Here is a 21,914-nt window from a genome sequence, read left to right on the forward strand (position 1 = left end):
ACTATGAAATTAAACTTCTCTTTATACCGTTACAATCCGGATGTGGATACCAAGCCTTACATGAAAGAGTATATCCTTGAGGTAGACGAAGGCTCAGACATGATGGTGCTTGATGCATTGATTCTGCTAAAAGAGCAAGATCCAAGCATCGCGTTCCGTCGCTCATGCCGTGAAGGGGTATGTGGTTCTGATGGTTTGAATATGAATGGTAAAAACGGCCTAGCGTGTATCACACCGTTATCTGCTCTACAAGGCGATAAGATAGTTATTCGTCCACTACCAGGGTTACCTGTCGTGCGCGATCTTATCGTTGACATGACGCAGTTCTATGATAACTATGCGAAAGTTAAACCATTCTTGATTGATGATGGTGCATTACCACCATCACGTGAGAACCTACAATCGCCTGATGATCGTGCGCATTTAGATGGATTGTACGAATGTATCATGTGTGCATGTTGTACAACGTCTTGCCCATCATTCTGGTGGAACCCTGATAAATTCATCGGCCCAGCTGGTCTTCTCGCAGCGTACCGTTGGCTAATTGATAGCCGCGATACGGCAACAGATGAACGTTTGTCTGATCTTGATGATGCATTTAGCGTTTTTCGTTGCCATGGCATCATGAATTGTGTAAGTGTTTGTCCTAAGGGATTAAATCCGACGAAAGCCATCGGTCACATTAAGTCGATGTTGGTTAATCGTTCGGTTTAATTTACTCGCTCTTAGGAATGTCGCAGTGTTGCGGATCACCCGATATGACCGCTTCACTGCTTCAGTAATATTCGAGTAAAGAATACAAAAATTGCCGACCGTATTTTTAGTCGGCTCTTATAGCTCGGCAAAGACCGAAGCAAACGTGAAAACTACTGGTTAAGGGAAAATATGCACAACGGCGTGATGAAGGCATGGCTCGAGTCTTCACACTTGGCTGGCGCCAATGCAACGTATGTAGAGGACCTCTACGAACTGTATCTAAGTGATCCCGATCTGGTAAGTGAGGAGTGGAAACGTGTTTTTGAAGGCTTGCCTAAGCCATCAGAAGAAGTGGCAGAACAACCACATTCACGTGTCCGTGACTACTTCCGACGACTCGCTAGAGAAACAAAGCATTACAATGTCCAAGTTAGTGACCCAGATGTCGATGCAAAACAAGTAAAAGTTCTACAGCTAATCAACGCATACCGTTTCCGCGGGCATGAAGCTGCAGAATTAGACCCACTAGGTCTATGGCAACGCCCAACAGTGGCGGAGTTAGACCCTGCTTTTCATAATCTTACCGAAGATGACTTCGAAGAAACTTTCAACGTAGGTTCTTTTGCTGTTGGGCAAGAAACCATGAAGTTGAAAGATATCTATGAAGCCCTCAACAAAACTTATTGCGGTTCCATCGGTGCTGAATACATGCACATGACTGACACAGAGCAAAAGCGTTGGATTCAGCAACGCCTTGAGTCTGTCGTAGGCCAGCCATCATTCAACAAAGATGAGAAGCGCACATTCCTAGAAGAGCTAACAGCCGCTGAAGGTTTGGAGCGTTACCTCGGGGCGAAATTCCCAGGTGCAAAACGTTTCTCTTTAGAAGGTGGTGATGCGCTGATTCCGATGACGAAAGAGTTGATCCGTCATGCGGGTACAAGTGGAATGCGTGAAGTGGTTATCGGTATGGCTCACCGCGGTCGTTTGAACATGCTGGTGAACGTACTTGGTAAGAAACCTCAAGACCTGTTTGATGAGTTCGCAGGTAAACACGACGAAACTTGGGGTACGGGTGATGTGAAATATCACCAAGGTTTCTCTGCTGATTTTGCGACTCCAGGCGGTGATGTTCACTTAGCACTTGCATTTAACCCATCGCACCTAGAAATCGTAAACCCGGTAGTCATGGGCTCAGTTCGAGCACGTCAAGACCGCTTGGGTGATAATCAAGGTAGCAAAGTGCTTCCTATCACCATCCACGGTGATTCAGCAATCGCTGGTCAGGGTGTGGTTGCCGAAACTTTCAACATGTCTCTTGCTCGTGGGTTCCAAGTTGGTGGTACGGTACGTATCGTCATCAACAACCAAGTAGGCTTTACGACGTCTAATCCTCGTGACACGCGTTCTACGATGTACTGTACCGACATCGCGAAGATGGTGCAGGCGCCAATTTTCCATGTAAATGCAGATGACCCTGAAGCAGTTGCTTTTGTTACTCGCATTGCATTGGATTACCGTAACGAGTTCAAGCGCGATGTCGTGATCGATCTTGTATGTTACCGTCGCCACGGTCACAATGAGGCGGATGAGCCAAATGCGACTCAGCCTTTGATGTACCAGAAAATCAAAAAGCATCCTACACCACGCAAATTGTATGCAGATGTTCTGATCGACAAAAATGAGTCAGATATCGAGACAGCGACTCAGTTAGTCAATGAGTATCGCGATGCATTGGATCGCGGTGAAGTGGTTGTTAAAGAATGGCGTCCAATGGCGTTGCACTCTGTAGACTGGTCCCCTTACTTAGGGCACGAATGGGATATGGAGTGGGATTCAAAATACGACAAGACACGCCTTATTGAGCTAGGCAATCGTCTGTGTCAGTACCCAGAAAGCCATAAACTGCAAAGCCGTGTTAATAAGCTATACAACGATCGTCTAGCAATGATGACCGGTGAAAAAGCTATTGACTGGGGTATGGCTGAAACATTGGCGTATGCTACATTGGTTGACGATGGCAAGCGTATTCGTCTTTCTGGTCAGGACTCGGGTCGTGGTACTTTCTTCCACCGTCACTCGGTTCTTCATAACCAAACCGATGCAAGCACTTACATTCCATTAGCGAATATTCATGACAACCAAGGGCCATTCCAAGTCTTTGACTCAGTATTGTCAGAAGAAGCTGTGTTGGCGTTTGAATACGGTTACGCAACAGCCGAACCAGGTGGTTTAACTATCTGGGAAGCACAGTTTGGTGATTTTGCCAACGGTGCACAAGTTGTTATCGACCAGTTTATCTCGTCAGGCGAGCAAAAGTGGGCGCGTTTGTGCGGTCTTACTATGCTTCTACCTCATGGTTATGAAGGTCAAGGTCCTGAGCACTCATCTGCACGTTTAGAGCGTTACCTTCAGCTTTGTGCTGAGCAAAATATGCAGGTTGTGGTTCCTTCAACACCGGCTCAGGTGTACCACATGATTCGTCGTCAGGTTGTACGCCCAATGCGTCGACCTCTCATTGTTATGTCGCCGAAATCTTTGCTGCGCCACCCTCTATGTACTTCAACGATTGAAGACTTGGCGGATGGTACATTCCAATCTGCAATTCCAGAAGTAGATGATTTAGAACCAAGCAAAGTGAAACGTGTCGTGTTCTGTGCTGGTAAGGTTTACTTTGACCTACTAGAGCAGCGCCGTAACAACGAGCAAGACGATGTTGCTATCGTGCGTATTGAACAGCTTTACCCATTCCCAATGGAAGAAGTACAAGCAGCAATTGCTCAATACACTAACGTTGAAGACTTCGTGTGGTGTCAGGAAGAACCTCAGAACCAAGGTGCTTGGTACTGTAGCCAACATAACTTCCGTGCCGCTATTCCTGCAGGTGCAAATCTTAAATACGCAGGTCGCCCAGCTTCTGCTTCGCCAGCAGTTGGCTACATGTCGGTGCACTTGAAACAACAAAAAGCGTTGGTTGAAGACGCTCTGAACGTGAACTCAAAAACTTCGAATTAAGAATTAGAAGTTAAAGGAAGAAACAGATATGACAATTGAAATTCTGGTTCCAGATTTACCTGAATCAGTTGCTGATGCAACCGTAGCGACATGGCACAAACAACCAGGCGACGCAGTAGAGCGTGACGAGGTTTTGGTTGACATCGAAACAGACAAAGTTGTGCTAGAAGTTCCAGCTCCGGAAGCTGGCGTTTTAGAAGCTATTGTTGAAGCAGAAGGTGCGACAGTACTTTCTAAACAAATCATTGCTAAATTGAAGCCAGGCGCAGTTGCAGGTGAACCAACTGCAGACAAAACAGAAGGTACTGAAGCATCTCCTGATAAGCGTCACAAAGCTGCGCTTAGCGAAGAAAGTAATGACGCACTAAGCCCAGCAGTGCGCCGTTTATTGGCTGAACATGGCTTAGAAGCAAGCCAAGTGAAAGGCACTGGTGTTGGTGGTCGTATTACGCGCGAAGATATTGAAGCGCATCTTGCGAACGCTAAATCTGCGTCAAAAGAAGACTCGCCAGCAGTGGTTGACGTGCCGGCAGCGGCTCGCAGTCAGAAACGTGTTCCAATGACTCGCCTTCGTAAGACAGTTGCTAACCGTCTGCTAGAAGCGAAGAACAACACGGCAATGCTAACGACGTTTAACGAAGTGAACATGAAACCAATCATGGACCTTCGTAAGCAGTACAAAGATCAGTTCGAAGAGCGTCACGGTATTCGTTTAGGCTTCATGTCTTTCTACGTGAAAGCAGTAACAGAAGCGCTTAAGCGTTACCCAGAAGTAAATGCTTCGATTGATGGCGATGACATTGTTTACCACAACTACTTCGACATTAGCATGGCGGTATCAACGCCACGTGGTCTAGTTACACCTGTCCTAAAAGACTGTGACAAGCTTGGTTTCGCTGATGTTGAAAAAGGCATCAAAGAGCTGGCTATCAAAGGTCGTGATGGCAAGCTAACGGTAGACGAGCTAATGGGCGGTAACTTCACTATCACAAACGGTGGTGTGTTTGGTTCACTTATGTCTACACCAATCATCAACCCACCTCAATCAGCGATTCTTGGTATGCATAAGATCCAAGAGCGTCCGATGGCAGTGGATGGCAAAGTTGAAATCTTGCCGATGATGTACCTAGCGTTATCTTACGATCACCGCCTAATTGACGGTCGTGAATCAGTTGGTTTCCTAGTAACGATTAAAGAGTTACTAGAGGACCCAGCACGTCTCCTATTAGACGTTTAATATCGCTAAAACGTCTAGTTATCGTAGGTAGCTAGACGTTAAAAATTTCAATGGCTAGACTAGCTCAACGTTTGGCCTTCATTTGAATCCTTCAGTATGAGAACTCATGATGAAGGATTTATTTGAGAAGACCCTACAGACGTACAAGCAGCCAAGACTGCAGCGTTATGGAAATAATAAATCCCTTAAGGGAAAAACAAACGGAATATCGAAATGAATTTGCATGAATACCAAGCCAAACAGCTGTTTGCAGAATTCGGTTTGCCTGTGCCAGAAGGCTACGCGTGTGATACACCACAAGAAGCTTTTGAAGCCGCAGGCCGTATTAGTACAGCCAAGAAAGTAGTTAAATGTCAGGTTCACGCTGGTGGCCGTGGTAAAGCGGGTGGCGTAGAGCTACACGATACAAAAGAAGGCGTTAAAGAGTTTGCACAGAAGTGGTTAGGTAAAAACCTAGTGACTTACCAAACTGACGCTAACGGTCAGCCAGTAACAAAAATCCTTGTTGAAGAAGCTTCAAATATTGCGAACGAACTATACCTAGGTGCGGTAGTTGACCGTGCTAGCCGTAAGATTGTTTTCATGGCTTCTACCGAAGGTGGTGTGGAAATTGAAAAAGTTGCGGAAGAAACGCCGGAACTCATCCACAAAGCAGCAATTGACCCACTAGTAGGTCCACAAGCTTACCAAGGTCGTGAGCTAGCGTTCAAACTTGGTCTTGAAGGCGACCAAATCAAACAATTCGTTAAGATCTTTATGGGTCTTGGCACTATGTTTTCTCAGTACGATCTTGCTCTGCTAGAGATCAACCCACTTGTGATTACTGGTGAAGGCAACTTGCTATGTCTTGACGGTAAGATCAACATCGACTCAAACGCACTATATCGTCAGCCTAAGCTTCGTGAAATGCACGATCCTTCACAAGAAGATGAGCGTGAAGCACACGCAGCTCAGTGGGAGCTGAACTACGTAGCACTAGACGGTAACGTTGGCTGTATGGTTAACGGTGCAGGCCTAGCAATGGGTACGATGGATATCGTAAACCTACACGGCGGCAAACCAGCTAACTTCTTAGATGTAGGTGGCGGCGCGACGAAAGAGCGTGTTGCTGAAGCATTCAAGATCATCCTATCTGATGACAATGTGAAAGCGGTACTTGTTAACATCTTCGGTGGTATTGTACGTTGTGACATGATCGCAGAAGGTATTATCGGTGCGGTTAAAGAGGTAGGCGTAAGCGTACCTGTTGTTGTTCGTCTTGAAGGCACTAACGCTGACCTAGGTCGCGAAGTTCTTGCTAATTCTGATGTTGATATCATTGCTGCTGAGTCGCTAACTGATGCTGCTCAGAAAGTTGTTGCTGCTGCGGAGGCTAAATAATGTCTGTATTAATTAACAAAGACACTAAAGTAATCTGTCAGGGGTTCACTGGTGGTCAAGGTACTTTCCACTCAGAGCAAGCTATCGCATACGGTACGCAAATGGTTGGCGGTGTGTCTCCAGGTAAAGGTGGCCAAACTCACCTAGGTCTTCCTGTATTCAACACAGTTCGTGAAGCAGTAGAAGCGACTGGCGCAACAGCGACAGTCATCTACGTACCAGCACCTTTCTGTAAAGATGCAATCCTAGAAGCGATTGACGCGGGTATCGAGCTAATCGTAACGATTACTGAAGGTATCCCTACTACAGATATGATCGACGTAAAAGTGAAGCTAGAAGAAACTGGCGTTCGCATGATTGGTCCTAACTGTCCGGGCGTTATCACTCCTGATGAGTGTAAGATCGGTATCATGCCTGGTCACATCCACAAGAAAGGCAAAGTAGGTATTGTATCTCGTAGCGGTACTCTAACTTACGAAGCAGTTAAACAAACCACTGACGAAGGTTTCGGCCAGTCTACTTGTGTTGGTATCGGTGGTGACCCAATCCCGGGTTCAAACTTCATTGATATCCTAAAACTGTTCCAAGAAGACCCTGAGACAGAAGCGATCGTTATGATCGGTGAGATCGGTGGTACTGCAGAAGAAGAAGCAGCAGCATACATTAAAGAAAATGTAACGAAGCCAGTGGTTTCTTACATTGCTGGTGTAACTGCACCTCCTGGTAAGCGTATGGGCCATGCTGGTGCGATTATCTCTGGTGGTAAAGGTACTGCTGAAGACAAATTTGCTGCACTAGAAGCGGCTGGCGTTAAAACTGTGAAATCTCTAGCAGAGATTGGCCAAGGTCTACGTGAAGTGACGGGTTGGTAATCGACCACACTACTTAATAAGTATTAAAAAGCCTGCGATTTCGCAGGCTTTTCTTTTTCCGTTTCCGTGGATTTATGTTTGTTGTTAGCAAGGTCTTTCGCGTTTAATACTCAATGCGATTATGCTTTGCTTTTAATCAGCTGGCTCAGCATAAATAAGGATGTTGCGCTGATCACTACGGAAGGGCCGGCCGGTGTATCGAAGTGCCATGATAGGCTAAGCCCCATCAGTACTGCCACTGAGCCAATAATAGATGCGAACAATGCCATTTGCTCTGGTGATGAAGAGACTTTACGTGCTGTTGCGGCTGGGATAATTAGGAGCGAAGTCATGATCAACGCGCCAACGAACTTCATACCTACTGCGATTACTACACCCACCATTAGCATTAACACCAATCTAACTAAGTCTGTATTCACGCCCTCAACAGCGGCAAGTTCTTCACTGACAGTGCTAGAAAGCAGTGGGCGCCAGAAGACGTACAAACACGCGCTTACCGCAACAACACCTGCGTAAATAAACATCAGATCTTGTGGAGAGACGGCAAGTAAGTCCCCAAATAGGTAGCTCATTAAATCGACGCGCACGTTTTCCAAAAAGCTAACCGATACTAAACCGATAGAGAGTGCACTGTGTGCCAAGATACCTAACAACGTGTCTGTAGCCACAAGTTGTTGCTTTTGCAGAGTGACAAGCAAAACGGCCAGAGCTAAACAGCAGACGAGTAGCGCAAGGTAGAGATTTACGTTGAGCAAGAAGCCCAGCGCTAGGCCCATTAACGATGCATGAGCTAGGGTATCTCCGAAGTAAGCCATTTTACGCCAAACGACAAATGACCCAAGTGGACCGGCAATGATCGCGATACCAATACCAGCAAGAATAGAAGGTAGGAGAAACTCAATCATGATGGTGATGTCCGTGTTTATGGTGGGAGCATGATATCGCATCACCGCTTACTGGCGTTCCGGATAAATCGTGATGATGGTGCTCATGGTCGTGATGATAAAACGCGAGAGACTCTCTCGCTGCATTGCCAAATAGTGCGATGTAAGAAGGGTGCTGAGTAATAGTGGCAGGTGAACCTGAGCAGCAAACATGGTGATGCAGACAAATAACATCGTCCGTTTTCGCCATCACTAAATGTAAGTCATGCGATACCATAAATACGCCACAATCAAAGCGGTGACGAATGCTCTCAATTAAGTCATAGAGATCGATTTGACCTTGGATATCCACCCCCTGAGCTGGTTCGTCTAATACCAACAGCTGAGGACGTTGAAGCAGAGCGCGAGCCAGTAACACTCGTTGGTTTTCACCACCGGATAAGCGATGCATATTACTATTAAGTAAATGTTCAGCGCCAACAAGCCGTAATGCATCAATGCACTCCTGCTTACTGTATTTTCCTGCTAAATTTAGAAAGCGGGTTACATTCAATGGAAGGGAGTCATTGAGCTTCAACTTTTGAGGAACGTAACCAATTTTCAGTTTTCTTTGTCGGTTCAACTTGCCGCTAGTTGGCTTTTGAAGACCTAAGATAACTTTGACTAACGTTGATTTTCCCGCTCCATTGGGACCAATTAGGGTAGTTATTTTGCCCTTTTCTAATTCCATACTAATGTTATCGAGAACTCTGCGGCCATCGAACTCGACGCATAACTGCTCAAGATGGACTAAGGAAGACATGAATGAAACTCATTTGCAAATCAATAATGTTATAATGTAACATTATCTCACTTTCCACGCCATATCCCAAGTAAAACTATGAAAAGAGCATTAATTCTTGCTGCCTCAGCAATGTTAACACTGCCAGCACAGGCGGTAACGGTACTGACGAGTATCAAACCTATTCAGTTGTTAGTAACAGAGCTTACTCAAGGAGTAACTTCACCAGACGTGCTATTGCAGTCTAACACATCACCCCATGACTATGCTTTGCGTCCATCGGATGTTAAAAAGGTCGCTTCGGCTGATTTGGTTATCTGGTACGGACATGATCTTGAACCGTTTCTAGAGAAAGTTGTTTCGGATAGATCGAATACTTTGACTATTAGTCAAATTCCAAATCTAGAATTGCGTGAATTTGATAGTGAGCACAACCATGACCATGATGGGCACGATCATGGCTCACATGATCCGCACTTTTGGCTAGGTGTAAGCCAAGCACAACAAGTGGCCAAGGCTGTTGTGAATCAACTTGTATCACTTGATCCGGAAAATGCAGCTCAATATCAAGCGAACCTCAAAAAGTTTGAACTCGAGCTAAAAGACACTGACCAACAGATAAAGCAGAAGCTGGCACCAGTAAAAAGCAAAGGTTACTTTGTATTCCATGATGCTTACGGTTATTTCGAAGATCGTTATGAACTAAATCAAATGGGGCATTTTACTGTGAGCCCAGAACGCAAGCCAGGAGCGAAGACCTTAATTCAAATTCGTCAAAAGCTAAGTGGTGGAGATGTGGCTTGTGTATTTTCTGAACCTCAGTTTACCCCGGCTGTCGTTCAGAGCGTAATGAGAGGCAGTGATGTCGCTAAAGGCGAGCTTGACCCGTTAGGGAGTACAATTGAAGCAAAACCTGGCAGTTACTTTACTTTTCTCAACAATATGGCGAATAGTTTTGAGCAATGCTTGAACAAAAAGTCAGATTAAGTGCTGTCGTAATGTAGGAGTAGTCTTTTTAACGTGATCCAGTAGTAAGAATTACAACCTTTGGTAAGGCGAGCCTTTTCTCAGAAAGTAATTGAGATATCATTACCAATAATTATCAGCTCAAAATAACCGTATAAATCCATGTTTTACAAACGATGAACGGTCACTTTCAGAGCACAAATTGATACAAAAGGTTTTCGTCTTGCTACGCCAATTAGCCCTTGCTCTGTTGGGCTTTATCTTATCCTACCAAGCATTTGCGCTTCATAATGCAAATGCAATCTTTTACCCTTTGCCAACTCAGGCAAAGGGTACTTTTATCGCGGCTAAAAAGTTGTTCTTGGGTGAAAAGGGCGGTTTGTGGATTCATGACGTACACGGGAGAGTCCTGTTTTACGATGGTCAAACTATATTGCCTAAATCAGGTAGCTTCCTACAAACGTCGGCCAAGCAGTTGGCTTATCATAAAGGTGCTTTTTGGACCTTTATTGAAAATGAGGTCTATCGAACTTATCCAAATCAGGAGCGACGTTTAGTCTTTAGTTTAAATCCAGGCTCACAAATAAGAAAAATAGGGTCTTCAAAGAACTATATTTGGGTGAGTGATGGCGCGCATTTCTATACCTACAATATCGACACTAGCGAGTTAAACTCTTTCTCTCTATTGCAGCTCTATCAACATAGTAATAATAGCTACGTTTACATTAATGATGCGGTGCTAGTTGAAACGAAGTGGGCACTAGCAACGACTTCCGGCTTCTATCTTTCTGAAGGTGATAAGTTTGACCATGTCGCTGCCTCAGGTCAAAACTACATTGAGAAAGTCTATTATTCACACACGCGAAGAGAAATTTTGATAGGTACATTGCGTGGCGCTTTAATTTTCAACATTTACCAGCCTGATAAAGAAGTGATTAGAATTGGCGGCTCACATGTTTTGACATTCGCAGAGACAAATCAAGAGTATTGGGTGGGGACAGAGCATGGCCTTTATTTGTACTCATTTTTTTCAGGTGAGGTCACCGAAGTCGCGCCTGCAAGCTTTCTTGAGTTAGAGTTAGATAACACGAAGATTTATTCGTTGTTGAGCGACAATATGGGAGGGATGTGGATTGCGACTAACCAAGGTATTCGTTATTACTCGCTATTTAGTAAAAAATTTGAACGAGTGACCTTTAGTAGTTATGACTCACACACCCTATCAGGACGAATTCGGCAAACTATTGAAGGTCCTGATGGTGCGCTTTGGTTTGCTGATGACCGAAAGATTTATCGTTCAGGAAAGAGTGGGATTAACCAAGTCTTAGAGTTGGAGTCGCAGATCAATGAATTTGCGTTTCAAAACGGCATGCTTTGGCTTGCAACCTCAAAAGGGCTGGAAATATTTGAGCTAAATGGTCTCAACAAGATTACATTTCCTTATTTACAGGTTATGGCTGGACATGCCGTAGAGCATGTGACCGTTGATGGTGATGACCGTCTTTGGGTATCAAGCGGATACCATCTTTACAATGTTGATACTGCTGCACAAAGCGTACGAAACTTTGGAAGTGAGTGGCTAGTAAGTCAGTATTTGCCTGCTAAGGTTACGCGCCTATATGATACTGAAGACGCCCTATTAATAGGCACCGATCATGGCGTATACCAATACAGTAATGACAACATCCAGTTTATCCGTTTTTCAGAAAAGTTTGGTGAATCATTAGACATGACCACGGCGGTTGATGGCAGCCAGTGGTTTGCTTCATCTTATGGTGTGTTTAAAACTGATACACGAAGCGATGAAAAACGTGTTGTTGAAATGAGTGAGCCCAACGCCAGACCTGCTTGCTTGATCAGAGACAGGCAAGGTGTATGGTTAGCTTCCTCTGTCGGTTTAAGCTATTACCACCTTTCGGGTGAGTTAGTGAAACATTACTCATCGTCATCAGGCTTAATGAACAATGAGTTCCTCCCTGGTATTTGTAGCGTTATACAGCAGACAGAAATTGGTGAGCGAGAGCTTGTTCTGGGGTCGAAGTACGGACTCGTAAAAGCAGAAGCATCCAAGCTGCTTGTATCTAATCCCCCAGAGTCTAAGTTTATTGTTAGCCAAGTAGTGCTTGAAAATGAAGTTCTGCAAGTTGGTAGTGCCGATCTGAATGGGCTCACACTGCCATATGGATCTTCGCTGAGTTTTTTATTCGGTGTGATGCCAAAACCAGACAGTCAAAATTTGTACTATCGATTGAACAACGATGACCCATGGCAAACGTTAGAGGGGGGCCAACTGACACTCGAGCACCTTAGTTCCGGTGAATATCACTTGCAGGTCAGTAATGAGTCTCAAGTTGCCACTGGAGTCGTTGGTTTAGAATCTCACTTTATCGTCCTTCATCCTTGGTATCTATCGCGATTTGCTATTTTAGGCTTTGTCGTAGCTAGTATTGCGGTCGTCGCATTACTTGTTTTCTGGCGCTCTCGCTACGTTGTACAGGCTAACCGTGATCTAGCAGCTCAAGTGACTCTCAAAACGAATCAGTTAAGACATCAAAGTAGAGTGTTGCTTACGAGCAACCAGCAATTACGTAAACAGATTCAAGTTAGAAACCTACTCGTAGACCATGTAGCTCTATCCATAAAATCAAGCGTCGACTTTATTGTGGCGAAACTACCTATGCCTCTGGATACTGCGACAGAGGATCATTTGGCTAAAACGAATTGGCAGTTAAATGAACTCAAAAGTGTTCCAAGTGATGTAAGTGGTGGGAGTCAGAACTACAACTTGAGTCAGATAACTCAGTCAGTGGTTGATGTATGGCAAGATGACTTTGCAAAAGCGGGTATTTTGGTAGAGCTAGAAGATGAGAGCAAGCAGAGCCGGGTTGCTCTGGAAAGTTTTAATCTTGATGTTATTTTCAATAGCATTTTTGCCAATATCATCAAGCGCTCTTTCCGAGGTCAAACGGTTAGAATTATGCTAGAAGAGGGACATGATATTGTGTCATTGAGCTTTCTTGATTACGGGACGCAATTACCTAATAAAGTCGCGACTGGGCTTCCATCTAACTTAAATCACTCTGAGTTGAGTATTGACCACCTTGCCCAACTAGTGACAACGAGTGGTGGTTATTTGGCTGTCTTCTCTTCTGATGCTCAAAACAAAGTCGAGATTACATGGCCATCTGCGAAGGAAAGGAGTTATCTGGATGAACCGCAGCAAGAACTCAATCCTGTAACTATTGCAGAAGATCAAGTCACACCAGAGAAAGAGTGGTTGCAAAAAGTCTATCAATTAGTGGCAGAGCATTACCATGATCCTGAATTTGGCACTGCGTCAGCCGCTAAAATGCTGTATATGTCTGAACGCTCTTTACAGAGACGTTTTAAATCTGCCTCGTCAAGAACGTTAAAAGACTATGTCACAGAGGTTCGTTTGGAAACGGCGTGTGAAAAGTTATTGGCGGGTGAGAAAATCAGTGAAGTCGCCTTTAACTGTGGCTTTAATGATCCATCTTACTTTAGCCAAAAGTTTAAGCTGCATTTTGGTTTGCCCCCTTCCAAGTTTGCTCTGACTCAAGAAAGCCAAGAAATTAACTAGAAAACCTTCATTATACGCTCCCTAATTAATAGTTAAGATGCTGGGGAGCTGCATACAGTGCTCTATTATTGCTGCAGTTGCTAACGCAGTAAGTTTCATTGTTTCTTCATCACATCTAGCCTACAAATCCATTCTCAACACGTAAGCACGATCACGTTCTATCTGTTAGTCGCGATGTTCATAGCAATAAGCATAAATGGCTTCAAGAGAATGATTTACTGATAGTTGCAACAAATAAATGACAGTTGTATTGCTGTATCAAAAGAGCGTTGTTCATTTGGGGGAGTGATGGCATGCGACATTCGTGAAAACGAAAACTGTGTTGAAAAGATGGATAAGGTAAAGAAGTTTTGAAAGAGGTGAAAAAAATATCGTGGTATAGCCGGGGGGACTATACCACGGGTGTCAAGGACACCTTCGCTTGCTGCCGGAGTGACATGTTGCCATGCCACCTCTGGAATTTATTAGAGAGGTTGCCCTCTCGATGGAGTAACTATACGAGAGGTTACTTATTTTTCTTATAAAAATAACGCCATGTTTATATGAGAAAAGCGACAACGTTTTGTTTTTTAATTAACCCACTGTTTTAATTTGCATTTTTTGTTTTCTATCTTGGTTTGTGACATTTTTGTTTCGTTAGGTGTCATTTTTAATTGTTAATTTTGACGTAAATAACGAGAGGAAATTTACGAAGTTAACGTTTGAAAGCGTGAAAACATTTACGGAATCTTTGATTTCACACAAGGATTGAAGGGGTATAGGGGAGTAATATTGGCAACCTAAACTTATTAAATAATAATATTTCTCATTAGCAATACTCTTAAGGGCCACTATGAAGTTATCAGAGATTAATCCTGGCGATACGGTGACGATTCGGTTGTTAGATGGTCTTTCATCAGATATCAGAAAGAAACTCATGGTAATGGGGCTGCTTCCCAATACAGAAGTCAAAGTGATTCGACGTGCGCCAATGGGCGATCCTTTACAAGTCGAAGTCCGTGGTGTGTCTGTCGCATTGCGAGAAACAATTGCTCAGAAAATTGAAGTGGAGCGAGTGTAATGCAATATCAAGTGCTAACCGTAGGTAACCCTAATAGTGGTAAAACGACGCTATTTAATGGTTTAACTGGCGCAAAACAGCAAGTTGGTAACTGGGCAGGCGTCACGGTTGAAAAGAAAACGGGACAATTCAAGCATGCTGGGGATGAGTTTTTGCTCACTGACCTTCCGGGTATTTACTCATTAGACAGTGGTAATGATAGTAATAGTATTGATGAATCCATCGCATCGCGTGCGGTTCTAACTCATCCTGCTGATCTCATTATTAACGTGGTGGATGCTACAAGTTTAGAGCGCAGCTTATACATGACGCTGCAACTTCGCGAACTTGGTCGCCCTATGATTGTTGTCCTCAACAAGATGGATGCGCTAAAGCGTGAACGTCAGATGATTAACGTTGCAGAGCTTGAGAAAACGTTAGGTTGTCCGGTTGTCAGTTTATCTGCAACCAATAAAACTCAAGTGGCAGAGTTTAAAGAAAAGCTCCATAAATCCATCGTTCAAGGAGTGCCACTTAAAGAATTGTCTTTGCATTATGGTGAGAAGATGGAGTCGGCAATTCAAACGGTTTCCGCACTTTTTAACGACCAAACCGTCGCTCATCGTGCACTAGCGATTCGTGCGCTTGAAAAAGACACAATGGTGCTCAATAGTCTTTCTGATATTGATAGAAGCAAAGTCTTGGAAGTCATTACGACGTTAGATTTGGATATCGATTTGCATGTCGCGGATACTAAGTACACGCATCTGCATGAACAGTGTAAAAAAGTTCGCCGAAGCGAAGGCAAGTTAAGTCGTAGTGTGACTGAAAGACTCGACCAGTTTATTTTGAACAAGTGGATTGGAATTCCTTTCTTCTTTGTTGTTATGTACCTGATGTTTATGTTCTCGATTAACATCGGTAGTGCATTTATCGACTTTTTTGACATTGGTGTGGGCGCATTGTTGGTTGATGGTGGGCATCACTTGTTAGACGGTCATTTGCCTGTGTGGTTAGTGACGGTTCTTGCTGATGGTATCGGTGGTGGTATCCAGACGGTTGCAACCTTCATTCCGGTTATCGCGTGTTTGTACCTGTTCCTAGCGGTACTTGAGAGCTCAGGTTACATGGCTCGTGCAGCATTCGTACTAGATAAAGTGATGCAGAAGATCGGCCTACCGGGCAAAGCATTTGTACCGTTGGTTCTTGGTTTTGGCTGTAACGTTCCGTCAATCATGGCAACTCGTACTCTAGACCAAGAACGTGAGCGTAAACTGGCTGCATCTATGGCGCCATTTATGTCATGTGGTGCTCGTCTGCCTGTATACGCGCTATTCGCTGCGGCATTCTTCCCAGGTTCTGGCCAGAACATTGTATTCGCACTTTACCTACTTGGTATTGTGGCAGCGATCTTCACAGGTCTTTTCCTTAAGCACACGCTTTACCCAGGTAGCAGCGATAGCCTAGTGATGGAAATGCCAGATTACGAGCTTCCGACGCTACAAAACGTGGTGATCAAAACTTGGCAAAAGCTAAAGCGCTTTGTACTTGGTGCAGGTAAAACCATCGTTATCGTTGTTGCTATTCTGAGTTTCTTCAACTCATTGGGTACTGATGGCAGTTTTGGTAATGAAGACAGCGAAAACTCGGTGCTTTCTAAAGCTGCGCAAGTTGTAACTCCAGTATTCGCGCCAATCGGTGTTCAAGAAGATAACTGGCCAGCGACGGTAGGTATCATTACTGGTATCTTCGCAAAAGAGGCGGTAGTTGGTACGCTTAACAGTCTATACACGACGCCAAGTGACGGTGAAGACGCAGAATTTGATCTAATGGGCAGCCTAGAAGAGGCAGTAATGAGTATCCCTGAAAACTTAGCCGGTTTGAGCTACTCAGATCCACTAGGTATTGAAGTGGGTGACTTAACTGACTCAAATGCCGTTGCCGAAGAACAAGAAGTCGATGCTTCTATCTTCGGTAACATTAAATCGCAGTTTGCTTCTGGCAATGCCGCATTTGCTTACCTAATCTTTATCCTACTGTACACTCCTTGTGTGGCGGCGATGGGTGCTTACGTACGTGAGTTTGGTCATAAGTTCGCACGCTTTATCGCGGTTTGGACAATGGGCTTGGCTTACCTATGTGCGACGTTCTACAACCAATTGACGCATTTCGCAGATAGCCCAGTAACAAGTGGTATTTGGATGGCTGTGATCGTAGCTATCTTCTTTGGCACATACCGTGTGTTCAAACAAGTTGGTAAGAAACAAAACGGTGCATTAGAGGCGCAAGTAGCATGATTTTAAAAGAGCTTTATCAATACATTGCAGACAAAGGAACCGTCTCCCAGTCAGATCTGGCTAAACAGTTTGGGATGAGTGAAGATGGCGCCGACGCGATGTTAAACGTGTGGATTAAGAAGGGCAAAATTAGCCGCCTAGTCGACACTAATAAAGCTCATGACGTGACTCGTGTTCGCTACTCAGTGACTAAACAAGATGGTTTGTCTCTGACAGTCACCATGTAGCGACTATCAAAATTAGTCACCTAAAAATTATCACGTAAAAACGACAAAGCCGCATCAGCAATGATGCGGCTTTTATTTTGCTGGTTATTGTTTGTGAATACAGCGAAATTAATGTTCTTCAGAGTGTTTAGTCGCGCCTAACTCTAGGAACTTTAAACCAAGACTTAAAACTAAAATCGAAATAGGTAATGTTAAGATCGTCCAATCTAAGCTGTCGAAGTTAATCAGCACGAGCTCTAAGAACTTCACAAACAAGATCACGATGATGACTTCAGCCAAAATGTTTTTTAGATGGCCGATGTTTGGGGTTCTGATCCAATGCAAAACCGACTGCTCTTGTGTTTTCGCTTTAGCTTTGTTGGAAATAAATAGTGTGTAGATGCCGTGAGCAAAGATGAACAAAACTAGTGCGACAAGAAACGTATCCAGTGACTTGATCAAATAAGCGATCGCGATGTCTGCTTTATCTAAATGTGCGAGTGCTTCTGGAGGTGTTTGATTGAGAATGAAGACCGCAAATGCCGAATAGGTTTTTGCTGCACCCATAAGAAAAAGCAAGAATGAAGCAGCCATAGAACAGATAATGGCGATCCAGCTGACGTATCGGAATGTGTTGAAGACTTGTTTCATGATGACCCTCTCTAACTGAGCTGGTAGTCTAAACAAGTTTTATTTTAGTGATAATCCCAGAAAAATGAGAAAGATTGTTACAAATACGTATTAATCTTTCTCTGTCTATTTCAGCCGTATTCAAAGGCGAATTATTTTCGCTAGCAGTGCTTATGCTTTTTGGAAAATAGAACTCAGTGACAGCACATTTTTAATGCGACCAAGCAATTCGTTTTGCTCTTCTTCTGTACGGAATTCACCTTTGGTGTTACCCCAAACCGGTCCCGGCCATGCTACGTCATCTTTGAAGCGAGCAATATGGTGAATGTGCAGCTGTGGCACCATATTACCTAGCGCACCAAGGTTTAGCTTGTCTGGACGGAATGTTGCTTCCAGTGCTTGGCTTACCGCTTGAGACTCTAGCAAAAACTGTTGCTGTTCTTGCATTGGCAAGTGGTGAAGCTCTTTTAGGTTTGCACGTTTAGGGACCAAGATAACCCATGGCACGGCGTTATCTTTATGCAGAAGCGCCACACACAGTGGGAAGTGGCCGATAACGGTGGTGTCTTTTGCCAGTTGAGGGTGCAGTTCAAAACTCATTATGTTGTCCGATTTGAATTGAATGACATCAGTATACGCCAGATAAAACAAAAGGTTGACGCTTTCACGTCAACCTTTGTCATCATTTAGCTTGTGCTACTTAAGCTACCTACGTAAAAGCGGATTACATACGCTCTAGAGTATCAATACCTAGTAGAGACAGACCTTGCTTGATGGTCTTCGCTGTTAGCGCAGCTAGTTTCAGACGGCTTTGTTTCACAGCTTCGTCTTCAGCAACTAGGATAGGGCACGCTTCGTAGAAACTAGAGAACTGACCTGCTAGTTCGAATAGGTAGCTACACATGATGTGCGGTTGGCCTTCGCGAGCGACAGATTGAACCGCTTCTTCGAACTGCATAAGTTTAGCAATAAGTGCTTTCTCTTTCTCATCAGTGATTTTGATGTCGCCTTGGAGAGCGTCCATAGCAACACCAGCTTTAGCGAAAATAGAAGCTACGCGAGTGTATGCATATTGCATGTATGGTGCTGTGTTACCTTCAAACGCTAACATGTTGTCCCAATCGAACACGTAGTCAGTCGTACGGTGTTTAGATAAGTCAGAGTATTTAACCGCTGCCATTGCAACTGTTTTAGAGATCTTCTCTTTTTCTTCCGCATCTAGCTCAGGGTTTTTAGATTCGATCAGTTGTGCTGCACGAACTTCTGCTTCATCTAGAAGGTCGGCAAGGCGAACGGTACCACCCGCACGAGTCTTGAATGGCTTACCATCTTTACCAAGCATCATGCCGAACGCGTGGTGCTCAAGAGATACTGACTCAGGTACGTAGCCTGCTTTACGAACAATTGTCCAAGCTTGCATTAGGTGCTGGTGTTGACGTGAGTCGATGAAGTAAAGCACACGGTCTGCGCTTAGCTCTTCATAACGATATTTTGCACATGCGATGTCTGTTGTTGTGTATAGGAAACCGCCATCGCGTTTTTGAACGATAACGCCCATTGGTTCGCCATCTTTGTTCTTGTATTCATCTAGGAATACAACTTGCGCGCCATCATCTTCAACGGCAAGACCTTGTTCTTTTAGGTCTGCAACGATCTTAGGAAGCATGTCGTTGTACATGCTCTCGCCCATCACGTCGTCACGAGTCAGTGACACGTTTAGACGGTCGTAGTTGCGCTGGTTTTGGATCATGGTTACATCAACGAGTTTTTTCCACATTTCTGCACAGTACTCGTCACCGCTTTGCAGTTTTACCACGTAGTTTCGCGCCTTTACTGCGAACTCTTCATCTTCATCGTACAGCTTTTTCGATTCGCGGTAGAAGCCTTCAAGGTCCGCAAGTTCCATAGAAACTTCGCCAGACTCTTGTTGTACACGCTCAAGGTTTGCGATAAGCATACCGAACTGAGTACCCCAGTCGCCGATGTGGTTCGCACGGATCACTTTGTGACCTAGGAACTCAAGAGTACGTACTACCGCATCACCGATGATGGTTGAACGTAGGTGACCAACGTGCATTTCTTTAGCAACGTTTGGTGCAGAGTAGTCGGCAACGATAGTTTGAGCTTCGTCTGCTGCAACGCCAAGACGTGAGTCAGCCAGTGCTGCTTCCGCTTGTTTTGCTAGGAACTCTTCGCTTAGGAAAATGTTGATGAAACCAGGACCAGCGATTTCTGTCTTGCTTGCAATACCATCTAGGTCTAGAACATCCAGTACTTTCTGTGCAAATTCTCGTGGGTTAGTACCCAGTTTTTTAGCAACGCCCATTACGCCGTTTGCTTGGTAGTCACCAAATTGTGGCTTTGCTGATTGGCGTACTGCCGCAGGACTGCCTGCAGGTGCGCCAGCGGCTTCTAGAGCCTGAGATACTTTGTCATTAATAAGTGCTTGGATATTCACACGCGTTTCCTTCAATTCAAGGACGAAGAACTCGGCGAAGTAAGTGCCGAGTTCTGTTGGAGTTCACAAAAATGGGGCTAATGATAACAACTTTATTGCTTTTCATACAGAGAGGAATTGGGGAAATTTATACTTTTTCGATTGAATGGAAATGTGGTTTGGTTTGAGTTTACTATTGCGCTCAGAGTAATGAGATAAATCGCCCCAAAAGAGAGCCACAATGACGACTCAACTAGTTGAAAAACGCCTAGCGCCTAAATTGATGATCCAAGATCTGGATGCATTTATGGCGAAGATTGAAGAGCTTGCATCCCTGTTAAAACTGGATCTGAGCTTTGCTCAAGCTGACCATATTGCGCTGCGAATTAATGATACTGAAACAGCAAAAGCCGCGCATGAAGCATGGAATCAATACGGTAAGGTGATTTCACAAGCGAAAATCAACGGTCGCCCAATCATCGTTATCGAATTCGATAAAGCGTTGGAAAGTCGTGGCTGGAAGATTGAGTGTCTGGAACTGCCATACCCTGCGGAAGGCAAAATCTACTCAACTGAAAGCTGGGAACATGTGGAGTTTGTTATTCCGTCTCATGCCGAAACTGCAGACGAGTTTCTTGCTGATTTGAAACACACTTACCCAGCGTTTGGGGCGCGTTTTAATGAGTTGGAAGAGCTGGGTGTGAAGATCAAACTGTCGAGCCCGAAAGGGGATGGCGAACGCTTGAACAACCCAACGGTGGCGTTTAAGTACCAAGACATTTGTATCAAACTGCACCCGCATTCACTTAAGCGTATTGTGGAGTCTGAGCAGGCTGAATAAGCAAGTTTTGAACGACTAGAAAGAAGAAAGGTTTGCAAATGAGCAACCCTTTCTTTCATTCAAAAGCGATGAACTTAAAGGATCACTGTCTTATTCCCATAAACAAAGACGTGGTCATTGATCACTTTATTCAAAGCCTTACTCAATACGTTCTTCTCTACATCGCGTCCCGCTTGCGCCATATCTTGGGCATTGAATGTATGGTCGACAGGAATTACGTCTTGCTTGATGATCGGCCCTTCATCTAAATCATTAGTCACGAAGTGTGCTGTTGCACCGATGATTTTCACACCGCGATCGTAAGCTTGTTGATATGGCTTCGCGCCAATAAAAGCAGGTAAGAAGCTGTGATGAATATTAATGATTTTGTGGTGATATTTCTCAACAAACGTCGGCGTTAATACGCGCATGTATTTAGCTAGCACCAAAAAGTCAGCATCGTATTGATCGATCACTTCTAGCATCTTCTGCTCGTGTTCTTCACGGCTAAGGTTTTCATGGGTCACATGGTGGTAAGGAATGTCGAAGCGTTCAGTGAGAGTTTGCAGTTTGTCGTAATTCCCCACCACAGCGGCGATCTCAACATCTAGGCTTCCATCGTAGGTTTTCATCAGAATATCGCCTAAACAATGCGCTTCTTTTGTGACGAGAATGACGATGCGCTTACGGCGAGAGCCAACCAATTTACGCTTAGCACCTTGCGGGAGAGCTTGGTCCAAGTCGGCAAGAAACGTTTGATCGTTGAAGTATCCCTCTAGCTCCGTTCTCATGAAAAAGTGGCCACTGGTATTATCAACAAATTCGTTATTGTGAACGATGTTGAGTTGGTGCTTGTAACAGATATTAGTAATTTTCGAGATGAGACCCGGGGCGTCAGAACAGTGGGTCAACAGTGTTTTCTTTTCCATAAATCAGGTACTTCCATGCATTAATATTTTAGCGTACGAATTTGTTATTATTCCCTGGCGGGTGTAACTGTACTGCCATGTTTCACCATAAATAATCTATTCTTACGTTGGTTTCAACAAAATA

The 21,914-nt window shown here is 44.3% G+C and carries 17 protein-coding genes; 11 read left to right on the forward strand and 6 right to left on the reverse strand.

The features are described from left to right. Positions 1-3: 3 nt before the first annotated feature. From R7044_RS16855 to sucD, 5 genes are all read left to right on the forward strand, one after another. Positions 4-714, forward strand: coding sequence for a succinate dehydrogenase iron-sulfur subunit (locus R7044_RS16855; protein ID WP_213870016.1), 711 nt, complete (start codon positions 4-6; stop codon positions 712-714). Positions 715-885: 171 nt separating this feature from the next. Then, positions 886-3,711, forward strand: coding sequence for a 2-oxoglutarate dehydrogenase E1 component (gene sucA, locus R7044_RS16860; RefSeq protein WP_005382176.1), 2,826 nt, complete (start codon positions 886-888; stop codon positions 3,709-3,711). Positions 3,712-3,739: 28 nt separating this feature from the next. Beyond that, positions 3,740-4,948, forward strand: a complete 1,209-nt coding sequence (gene odhB / locus R7044_RS16865; protein ID WP_005382177.1) for a 2-oxoglutarate dehydrogenase complex dihydrolipoyllysine-residue succinyltransferase — start codon at positions 3,740-3,742, stop codon at positions 4,946-4,948. A 213-nt stretch (positions 4,949-5,161) separates the two neighbouring features. Beyond that, a complete protein-coding gene (gene sucC, locus R7044_RS16870) occupies positions 5,162-6,328 on the forward strand; it encodes an ADP-forming succinate--CoA ligase subunit beta (protein ID WP_005382179.1) in 1,167 nt (388 codons plus the stop codon). Beyond that, on the forward strand, positions 6,328-7,200 hold the full coding sequence (gene sucD, locus R7044_RS16875) for a succinate--CoA ligase subunit alpha (protein ID WP_005382181.1): 873 nt from the start codon (positions 6,328-6,330) through the stop codon (positions 7,198-7,200). The genes sucC and sucD overlap by 1 nt, the downstream gene beginning before the upstream one ends. 119 nt (positions 7,201-7,319) lie before the next feature. Here the strand turns inward: sucD and znuB are convergent, their stop codons facing one another. After that, on the reverse strand, positions 7,320-8,105 hold the full coding sequence (znuB, locus tag R7044_RS16880; RefSeq protein ID WP_005382183.1) for a zinc ABC transporter permease subunit ZnuB: 786 nt from the start codon (positions 8,103-8,105) through the stop codon (positions 7,320-7,322). Beyond that, a complete protein-coding gene (znuC, locus tag R7044_RS16885) occupies positions 8,098-8,886 on the reverse strand; it encodes a zinc ABC transporter ATP-binding protein ZnuC (protein WP_017634809.1) in 789 nt (262 codons plus the stop codon). Before znuC ends, znuB begins: the two co-directional genes overlap by 8 nt. A 78-nt stretch (positions 8,887-8,964) precedes the next feature. On the opposite strand from znuC, the gene znuA reads away from it, so the two are divergent. The 5 genes from znuA to R7044_RS16910 all read left to right on the forward strand — a co-directional run bounded on the left by znuA (position 8,965) and on the right by R7044_RS16910 (position 16,995). After that, positions 8,965-9,852 carry a zinc ABC transporter substrate-binding protein ZnuA gene (znuA, locus tag R7044_RS16890; RefSeq protein ID WP_176310841.1) on the forward strand — a complete coding sequence of 296 codons (888 nt, stop codon included), beginning with the start codon at positions 8,965-8,967 and terminating at the stop codon, positions 9,850-9,852. 202 nt (positions 9,853-10,054) lie between these two features. After that, entirely contained in the window at positions 10,055-13,432 is a 3,378-nt protein-coding gene (locus R7044_RS16895; protein WP_213893643.1) for an AraC family transcriptional regulator, read from the forward strand. An 832-nt stretch (positions 13,433-14,264) separates the two neighbouring features. After that, entirely contained in the window at positions 14,265-14,492 is a 228-nt protein-coding gene (locus R7044_RS16900) for a FeoA family protein (protein WP_005382190.1), read from the forward strand. Beyond that, a complete protein-coding gene (gene feoB, locus R7044_RS16905; protein WP_033906911.1) occupies positions 14,492-16,768 on the forward strand; it encodes a Fe(2+) transporter permease subunit FeoB in 2,277 nt (758 codons plus the stop codon). Before R7044_RS16900 ends, feoB begins: the two co-directional genes overlap by 1 nt. Next, a complete protein-coding gene (locus R7044_RS16910) occupies positions 16,765-16,995 on the forward strand; it encodes a FeoC-like transcriptional regulator (protein WP_005382192.1) in 231 nt (76 codons plus the stop codon). Before feoB ends, R7044_RS16910 begins: the two co-directional genes overlap by 4 nt. A gap of 108 nt (positions 16,996-17,103) precedes the next feature. Here R7044_RS16910 and R7044_RS16915 read toward each other — a convergent pair whose 3' ends face one another. The 3 genes from R7044_RS16915 to argS all read right to left on the reverse strand — a co-directional run bounded on the left by R7044_RS16915 (position 17,104) and on the right by argS (position 20,062). Next, positions 17,104-17,625 (reverse strand): YqhA family protein, encoded by a 522-nt coding sequence (locus R7044_RS16915; RefSeq protein WP_005382193.1) that lies wholly within the window; start codon positions 17,623-17,625, stop codon positions 17,104-17,106. A 150-nt stretch (positions 17,626-17,775) separates the two neighbouring features. After that, positions 17,776-18,204 carry an HIT family protein gene (locus tag R7044_RS16920; RefSeq protein ID WP_005382194.1) on the reverse strand — a complete coding sequence of 143 codons (429 nt, stop codon included), beginning with the start codon at positions 18,202-18,204 and terminating at the stop codon, positions 17,776-17,778. Between the two features lie 124 nt (positions 18,205-18,328). Then, positions 18,329-20,062 carry an arginine--tRNA ligase gene (gene argS, locus R7044_RS16925; RefSeq protein ID WP_025517318.1) on the reverse strand — a complete coding sequence of 578 codons (1,734 nt, stop codon included), beginning with the start codon at positions 20,060-20,062 and terminating at the stop codon, positions 18,329-18,331. A 220-nt stretch (positions 20,063-20,282) separates the two neighbouring features. Here argS and R7044_RS16930 point away from each other — a divergent pair, with 220 nt between their 5' ends. Continuing rightward, positions 20,283-20,882, forward strand: a complete 600-nt coding sequence (locus R7044_RS16930) for a VOC family protein (RefSeq protein WP_017634806.1) — start codon at positions 20,283-20,285, stop codon at positions 20,880-20,882. Between the two features lie 74 nt (positions 20,883-20,956). On the opposite strand, the gene purU is transcribed toward R7044_RS16930, so the two are convergent. Then, positions 20,957-21,790, reverse strand: a complete 834-nt coding sequence (gene purU, locus R7044_RS16935; protein WP_005382206.1) for a formyltetrahydrofolate deformylase — start codon at positions 21,788-21,790, stop codon at positions 20,957-20,959. Positions 21,791-21,914 lie beyond the last annotated feature (124 nt).

Source organism: Vibrio sp. 1402, from assembly GCF_033340275.1.

Coding starts and splice junctions, on each gene's coding strand:
- feoB (WP_033906911.1), top strand. CDS start 14,492: ATGCAATATCAAGTGCTAACCGTAGGTAACCCTAATAGTGGTAAAACG.
- R7044_RS16900 (WP_005382190.1), top strand. CDS start 14,265: ATGAAGTTATCAGAGATTAATCCTGGCGATACGGTGACGATTCGGTTG.
- sucC (WP_005382179.1), top strand. CDS start 5,162: ATGAATTTGCATGAATACCAAGCCAAACAGCTGTTTGCAGAATTCGGT.
- R7044_RS16920 (WP_005382194.1), bottom strand. CDS start 18,204: ATGAGTTTTGAACTGCACCCTCAACTGGCAAAAGACACCACCGTTATC.
- sucA (WP_005382176.1), top strand. CDS start 886: ATGCACAACGGCGTGATGAAGGCATGGCTCGAGTCTTCACACTTGGCT.
- znuC (WP_017634809.1), bottom strand. CDS start 8,886: ATGTCTTCCTTAGTCCATCTTGAGCAGTTATGCGTCGAGTTCGATGGC.
- R7044_RS16915 (WP_005382193.1), bottom strand. CDS start 17,625: ATGAAACAAGTCTTCAACACATTCCGATACGTCAGCTGGATCGCCATT.
- R7044_RS16930 (WP_017634806.1), top strand. CDS start 20,283: ATGACGACTCAACTAGTTGAAAAACGCCTAGCGCCTAAATTGATGATC.
- R7044_RS16910 (WP_005382192.1), top strand. CDS start 16,765: ATGATTTTAAAAGAGCTTTATCAATACATTGCAGACAAAGGAACCGTC.
- sucD (WP_005382181.1), top strand. CDS start 6,328: ATGTCTGTATTAATTAACAAAGACACTAAAGTAATCTGTCAGGGGTTC.
- R7044_RS16855 (WP_213870016.1), top strand. CDS start 4: ATGAAATTAAACTTCTCTTTATACCGTTACAATCCGGATGTGGATACC.
- purU (WP_005382206.1), bottom strand. CDS start 21,790: ATGGAAAAGAAAACACTGTTGACCCACTGTTCTGACGCCCCGGGTCTC.
- znuA (WP_176310841.1), top strand. CDS start 8,965: ATGAAAAGAGCATTAATTCTTGCTGCCTCAGCAATGTTAACACTGCCA.
- odhB (WP_005382177.1), top strand. CDS start 3,740: ATGACAATTGAAATTCTGGTTCCAGATTTACCTGAATCAGTTGCTGAT.
- znuB (WP_005382183.1), bottom strand. CDS start 8,105: ATGATTGAGTTTCTCCTACCTTCTATTCTTGCTGGTATTGGTATCGCG.